6 protein-coding genes (1 of these 6 only partly in view) are annotated in these 6,322 nt (G+C 57.8%); 2 read left to right on the top strand and 4 right to left on the bottom strand.

Annotated features, from left to right (window positions below; all coding sequences use genetic code 11):
• Positions 1-46 precede the first annotated feature (46 nt).
• Positions 47-847, bottom strand: a complete 801-nt coding sequence (locus I6L49_RS18300) for a GNAT family N-acetyltransferase (RefSeq protein ID WP_216950079.1) — start codon at positions 845-847, stop codon at positions 47-49.
• 329 nt (positions 848-1,176) lie between these two features.
• Here I6L49_RS18300 and metF point away from each other — a divergent pair, with 329 nt between their 5' ends.
• Positions 1,177-2,067 carry a methylenetetrahydrofolate reductase gene (gene metF, locus I6L49_RS18305; protein ID WP_005340191.1) on the top strand — a complete coding sequence of 297 codons (891 nt, stop codon included), beginning with the start codon at positions 1,177-1,179 and terminating at the stop codon, positions 2,065-2,067.
• Positions 2,068-2,136: 69 nt separating this feature from the next.
• Here the strand turns inward: metF and I6L49_RS18310 are convergent, their stop codons facing one another.
• The gene (locus I6L49_RS18310) at positions 2,137-3,201 is read right to left on the bottom strand and encodes a DUF3103 family protein (protein WP_216950080.1); all 1,065 of its coding nucleotides are present in this window, start codon (positions 3,199-3,201) and stop codon (positions 2,137-2,139) included.
• A 122-nt stretch (positions 3,202-3,323) separates the two neighbouring features.
• Entirely contained in the window at positions 3,324-4,499 is a 1,176-nt protein-coding gene (locus tag I6L49_RS18315; RefSeq protein ID WP_201905872.1) for a benzoate/H(+) symporter BenE family transporter, read from the bottom strand.
• A gap of 119 nt (positions 4,500-4,618) precedes the next feature.
• Between I6L49_RS18315 and I6L49_RS18320 the strand changes: the two genes are divergently transcribed.
• On the top strand, positions 4,619-5,188 hold the full coding sequence (locus I6L49_RS18320) for a helix-turn-helix domain-containing protein (protein ID WP_216950081.1): 570 nt from the start codon (positions 4,619-4,621) through the stop codon (positions 5,186-5,188).
• 16 nt (positions 5,189-5,204) lie between these two features.
• Here I6L49_RS18320 and I6L49_RS18325 read toward each other — a convergent pair whose 3' ends face one another.
• Positions 5,205-6,322, bottom strand: the 3' portion of a protein-coding gene (locus I6L49_RS18325; protein ID WP_216950082.1) for an NnrS family protein. It continues 79 nt past the right edge of the window; only the last 1,118 of its 1,197 coding nucleotides appear in the window; its start codon lies beyond the right edge, outside the window; its stop codon occupies positions 5,205-5,207.

Raw genomic sequence — 6,322 nt, forward strand, 5'->3', positions numbered from 1 at the left:
GCATCAGCCTCCCGTTTTTTATGGCTCGCGGCCAGCAGGTATCGCTTTATTGTGCTTCGTGGGGCCAGCGGCAGAGGCTGCCGATGCGGGCAACCGGGGCAAACCCCAGAGAGCGGTAAATGCGCTGGGCATGGTAATGCTCGTCAGCCACTATGATGAGCTGTTTGGCGCGAGACAATCCTGCGCGAGCCACTTGACTCAGCAGCTGGCGGCATAACCCCTGGTTGCGCCACGCATGGTGCGTGCGTACCAACTGGAAGCGCCCAAGTGTGCCGCAAAAGAAGAGACCACAGCTGGCGACCAGTTGCCCCTCTTGCCAGATCCCCCACCAGTCCCCGAGACCATCGGCAATCATGGCCTGATAGAGCGCCTGGCGGGATCGCAGATAGGGGAGATAGCTCTGTTCAGAGTGTCCCTCATCCCGCTCATGGAGTTCGAAGTCGAGCCACTCAGGCCAATCAGCAGTGGTGAAGGTGCGTGCCTCAACCTTGTTCATGTCGCTGTGAAGGGGCGGGCAACTCTGTTCATCCAGCGCCAGCACCACGCACTCCATATATTGGTAACCCGTTGCGACAAAACCGGCGATCCGGCTGTTTTGCCCGGCCGCCAGTGGCCATTGGAAGGTGCGGTGGCGCACTCGAGGATCCTGGCCGATCAGCTGATCAAATGTGGCTTCCAGCCAGCCTTTGTCATGGTCGCTGGGTGGGTTGGGGAGCAGCAGGTAGTTGCCGAAGTAATAGCCGGGAGCATCCGGCGTGCGAACCGCCCAGAACTGATCGTGCTGAACAACCTCGCCCTGATAGCGATCGAACAGCAAGTCGGTGGCAAAGCCGGGGTGGGTATCCATGATGGTGCTCCTGCAAAGACTCATTCTGTTATCGGCAGGAGTGGGAAATAGATGAAAAGGGGCCGGAGAAACCTCCGGCCAAACAATCACACGCAGATTCAGAACGTCCAGGACGATCTGCCCCCATCATAACTCGACTGGGGCAATTTTGGGATGGGCACTTTTCGGTTACGTACCGTTAATTTTGTAAATATGAAGTTCGTCAGATCGGATGTGAGGTAAATCCCTGTTGACTTTGTGTCGTTTTGCTCATAAATATAAAGACGTTTAGACGTCCAAACATCCGTTTTGACGTAGGCAGATGGATTGCAGGACAGGGAGAAGAGCAGATGGGATTTCACAGTGCACGTCAGGTTGAGGCGCTCAACCAGAGCTTGGCAGATTTGAATGGCGATATATCGGTCAGTTTCGAGTTTTTTCCGCCCAACAGTGAAGGGATGGAGAATACCCTCTGGCAGTCCATCGAACGGCTGAAAGTGCTGGAACCCAAGTTCGTCTCTGTTACTTATGGCGCCAACTCCGGTACCCGTGATCGCACCCACAAGGTGATCAAGGACATCAAGGAGCGGACAGGCCTGATTGCGGCGCCGCACCTGACCTGTATCGATGCCAGCCGCGACGAGCTGCGCACCATCGCCCGCGACTACTGGAACAGCGGTATTCGTCATATCGTGGCTCTGCGCGGTGACTTGCCGCAGGGGCTGGAGAAACCGGATATGTATGCCACCGATCTGGTTGCCCTGCTCAAGTCAGAGGCGGACTTCGATATCTCGGTTGCCGCCTATCCGGAAGGTCACCCGGAGGCCAAGAGTGCGCAATCCGACCTGCTCAATCTCAAGCGCAAGATTGATGCCGGTGCCAACCGCGCCATCACTCAGTTCTTCTTCGATGTGGAAACGTATTTGCGCTTTCGGGATCGCTGCGCCGCTATCGGCATCGATGCTGAAATCGTGCCGGGGATCCTGCCGGTCTCCAACTATCAGACCCTGGCCAAGTTTGCCGGTTTTACCAACGTGAAGATCCCGCGTTGGATGCATCAGCGTTTCGAGGGGCTGGATAACGATCAGATGACCCGCAATCTGGTGGGGGCGAGCATCGCCATCGATCAGGTGCGCGTGCTGAGTCAGGAAGGAGTGAAGGATTTCCACTTCTATACCCTGAACCGCTCCGAGCTGACCTATGCCATCTGCCATACCTTGGGGGTTCGTCCCAAGGGTTGACCTGTGGTCACCGCGATAAAAGCAAAAAGCCAATGAGTTGCTCATTGGCTTTTTCGTTATGGCCGATTATCAAGGTCTGGTCGGGGCGATCTCTTTTGGTTCAAGATTGATAACCGCATTACCGGCAGCCCCCGGATACTGGCGATAGACCTGATCCTGCTCCAGTGTGTAGAAGGTATCCAGATAGTCGTCGTTATTGGTCATCCAGGAGTCGGGCAGTGCCTTGACGATGCGACCGCCGAGATCGAGGAAGGGCAGTGCTTCCGGCACGCCACCCGCAGTAAAGCCGAGTTTGAGAGCTTCAATCAGCAGGGCGCTCAGCTCCTTGTAGTTGACGTTGTCATCCTGCTCCATCATCACCACATCGACGGCACCCCAGCGATAGCGATCCCAGTAAACCAGGATCTGGTTGGGGGTGTAGTCTGTGTTGTCATAGTCGAGGTAGGGCATGTCGACAATATCGACTACTGGCTCATCCCGACTGGGATTGACCCCTGCGACCACCGCATACACTTCGGCTGCGCCGAGCAGCCAGGGCTCCTGATCATCCTTCAGTCTGATCTTTTTCAGGATACTGGTCTTGAGCGGCGCCGTGCTGGCCGCCACTCGCGGTGCGCTTTGCAGATCCGCATCGGCCAGCGCCTTGCGCATCACTTTCAAGCCTGCGTTTTTGGCTTTGACGGGATCGGCTTCGACGACCAGAACCGGCCGGGCCGGTGCCTTGTCCACATCCAGATAGACGGGATTACCAGCGCTGTCGAACGCTTCAATGGCGCTCCAGCTCTTCTCATCTCCACTTGGAACATAGGCGACCAGCGGTTCGACGCCCTGTTGCAGTGCGGCGGCCTGATCGGTGTTGGCCAGTCGCAACTGCATCAGTTGCTTGACCTCGCCATCCAGTCCTTGCCGGCTGATGGCCGCCTGGTTGGCATCGCTCGCCTGCCGTTTAAGCCGTGGGCTGGCCTTCTGCAGCAGGTTGGGAAGCGGGCTCTGGTATTGCTGATTGCTCAGCAGGGGCAGCAGGTTTTTCTGCTGAAGTGCGAGCTGGCGAGCCAGCTCTCGATCCGTATCGGCAGCTTGGACGCTCGTAGCACCCAGTATGGCCAGTAGTAACAAGACAGCCTGATTTTTCATTTTTATACTCCGTTGCATGGAACCTGACAGGGCACCATGTCCGGGAAGATTGGTGCCCTGGCACCACTAGAAGGAAATTAGTTTCACTTGTGAATCATTTTATCTGGATAGTGTGCAGAGGTTCACGGTTTGAGGTTCAATTGATTCCTTTGTCGATATGATTGGAACTGATAGATAGCCAGACCAATCAGCAGACCCCAGCAGGCTGCCGCGATGCCGAGCGGGCTGATCCCGGACGCGGTAATGATAAAGGTGAGCAGCGCAGCTTCTCGCGCTTCATCCTGTTGCAAGGCCGAGTGCAGGCTGCTGCCGATGGTGCCTAACAGGGCCAAACCAGCGACGCAGGTGACAAGGGCTGCCGGAAAGGCGCTAAACAGGGCCGTGACGGTTGCGCCGAAGCAGCCGGTCAGGAGATAAAAGCAACCCGCCCATACCGCAGCTGGCCAGCGGCGCTTGGTATCCGAGTCGACCTCTTTGCCCATGCAGATGGCGGCAGTGATGGCGGCCAGATTGAAGGCATAGCCGCCAAAAGGGGCGAGCAGCAGGCCGGTCAGGCCGGCCCAGCTGATCAGCGAGGAGGTGGCAGGCTGATAGCCATGGGCTCGCAAGATGGCAATCCCCGGCATGTTTTGCGATGTCATGGTGACAATGAACAGCGGCAGTGCGATGCCAAACAGGGCATCAAGGGAGAAGACTGGCCATGTCCAGATTGGGCTGGCAAGTTGCCAGTGAAGGGTGCCCAGTTGCAAATCCCCCCGCACGCTGCAGGTCAGCATCCCTACTCCCAGTACCAATACCATGGTATAGCGGGGCCAGAGATGACGCCCCAACAGGAAAGTCAGCAGCAAGGTACCAAGCAGCAAGGGATCTTGCGGGGCGACCTTGAACAGATCCAGCCCGAATCTGAGCAGCACGCCAGCGAGCATGGCGGCGGCCAGTGGAGCCGGAATATGTTTCATCAAACGGTCGAACCAGCCGCTGATGCCACACAGAGTGATCAGCAGGGACGAGATCACAAAGGCGCCGATGGCTTCCGCCAGAGTGAAGTTGCCCAGCGTGGTGATCAGCAGTGCCGCGCCCGGTGTGGACCAGGCGGTTAGTATGGGTATGCGGTAATAGAGAGAGAGGCCGATGCAGCTCACCCCCATGCCGATCCCCAGCGTCCAGAGCCAGGAGGCAACTTGGGCAGTATCAGCCCCCGCTGCCGTGGCGGCTTGGATGATCAGGATGACGGAGCTGGTGTAGCCGACCATCACGGCGATAAAGCCGGCGACCAGATGGGGGAGGGCGAAGGGCATGAGACTTCCTTTTGGCGTTGTGACGCGCTGTGCGTTATTACGTACAATACAGCTTTGACTATATCTATGTGCGCTATAGCGCACAAGTTGCATCATGCAAGAGTAATAAAGAGGCAGTTATGCAAGAGATGAGTCAGCATCTGGCTGCTCGACTGAAGGGGTTGCGCAGCGAGCGCGGCTGGAGCTTGGATGCCGCCGCGAGCGAAACGGGCGTCAGCAAGGCGATGCTGGGGCAGATTGAGCGGGGAGAGTCTAGCCCGACGGTGGCGACGCTGTGGAAGATAGCCACCGGTTTTCGAGTCTCATTTTCCAGTTTCATTGAGCCCACACCCGCCGCGCAGGCAGAGGTGCTCTATCGCACCGTCGATGCCATTCGCCAGCAGCCAGCGGGAGAGGGCATGCAAGTGGCACCGCTCTTCCCTTATGAAAACCGGTTTGGTTTCGAGTTGCTTGAGCTGACCCTGTTGCCAGGTTACCAGCGTGAGTCCGAGCCCCATGAGCCGGGAGTGACCGAGCATGTCATCGTCATCAGCGGCATGATGGAGGTGCTGGTGGAAGGGGAGTGGCGCTCACTGGAGCAAGGGGAGGCGGTGCGTTTTGCTGCCGATCGTCCCCACGGTTATCGCAATCTCGGCATAGCCCCGGCGATCTTCCACAACCTGATCCACTATCCGATGGCAACACCCTGAACATGTTTCGCAGTCATCAACCCGGTCGACCATCTGCTCTGGGGCGGATCAGTATCGGGGTATAGACCCAGACAAACAGACCATAGGCAGCGATCCAGGCAAGCGCGCTGAGGTTCCAGCCATGCAGGGTATAAGCAGGCCAGAACAGCGGAATCGCCACCCGCATTGTAGCGGCAGCGATGACCAGGGCGAATGCGCCAGTGATCCTGCGTCCTATCAGCAAGGCCCGACCGCTATGGCCGAGGGAGACTCGCGCAATCATGCCCAGGATCATGGTGCCCATACAGCCTGCGCTGAGCAGGTGACTGGCCATCGACAACGTGATGGGCAGACCCGCGCTATGTGCCGCAAGGGCGAGCAGGCCAAGAGGGATAAACAGATAGGCGAGATGGAGTGACCACAGCAGGGGATGCGCAACGGTCGATGGCAGATGCCAACGCAGTTGTCGCCACAGATGCAAACTCGCCGCCACTATATAGAGAGGCACTATATATATGCTGGTGACCCATTGGGTGGGGAGCAGCAGCCAGCACAGCAAGATAAGCCACAGTGTCGCGAGCGCCGCCCGCTCCAGCCAGAGCTGAGGTGCGGGTTTCTCCTGACCGGTTGCTCGGGCGGTGAAGAACGGAATCACCCTTCCACCCATCACGGCGATCAGGGTGGTAAACAACAGCACAGTGGTGATCAATAGGTGCTCAACGGTGGTCCAATCGGTCTGCCATAACCAGCTGGCACCATTGAGCAAGGTCAGTATCAGCAACAGGGGCACGAAGAAGAGGTTGCGCCATTGCCGGGTTATCAAGATAGGCTTGGCAAGGAACCAGGCGCACAGCGGCAGCCAGAGCAGGTCTGCCACCATCAGGAGCGTATTCTCTTCACCCAGCAAGGGTAACAAGGTCCTTGGCAACATCCACAACCCCGCCACCATTGCCAATGGCCAGCTTCGAACACCGGGATGGGCCGTCCAATTCTGCACCGCGGTGAGCAGAAAACCCGCGACGATGGCAGCCCCGAAACCAAACAGCATCTCATGACCATGCCACCAGATCGGGTTGGCAATCCCTGGCAAGGTTAGCCAACCGTTGAGCTGCCCCAGCCAAAACAACATGGCGACGGCCGCAAACAGAGCCCCGA

The sequence above is a fragment of the Aeromonas sp. FDAARGOS 1419 genome (genome assembly GCF_019047045.1).
Taxonomy (GTDB): Bacteria; Pseudomonadota; Gammaproteobacteria; order Enterobacterales; family Aeromonadaceae; genus Aeromonas; species Aeromonas veronii.

Coding starts and splice junctions, on each gene's coding strand:
- I6L49_RS18300 (WP_216950079.1), bottom strand. CDS start 847: ATGGATACCCACCCCGGCTTTGCCACCGACTTGCTGTTCGATCGCTAT.
- metF (WP_005340191.1), top strand. CDS start 1,177: ATGGGATTTCACAGTGCACGTCAGGTTGAGGCGCTCAACCAGAGCTTG.
- I6L49_RS18310 (WP_216950080.1), bottom strand. CDS start 3,201: ATGAAAAATCAGGCTGTCTTGTTACTACTGGCCATACTGGGTGCTACG.
- I6L49_RS18315 (WP_201905872.1), bottom strand. CDS start 4,499: ATGCCCTTCGCCCTCCCCCATCTGGTCGCCGGCTTTATCGCCGTGATG.
- I6L49_RS18320 (WP_216950081.1), top strand. CDS start 4,619: ATGCAAGAGATGAGTCAGCATCTGGCTGCTCGACTGAAGGGGTTGCGC.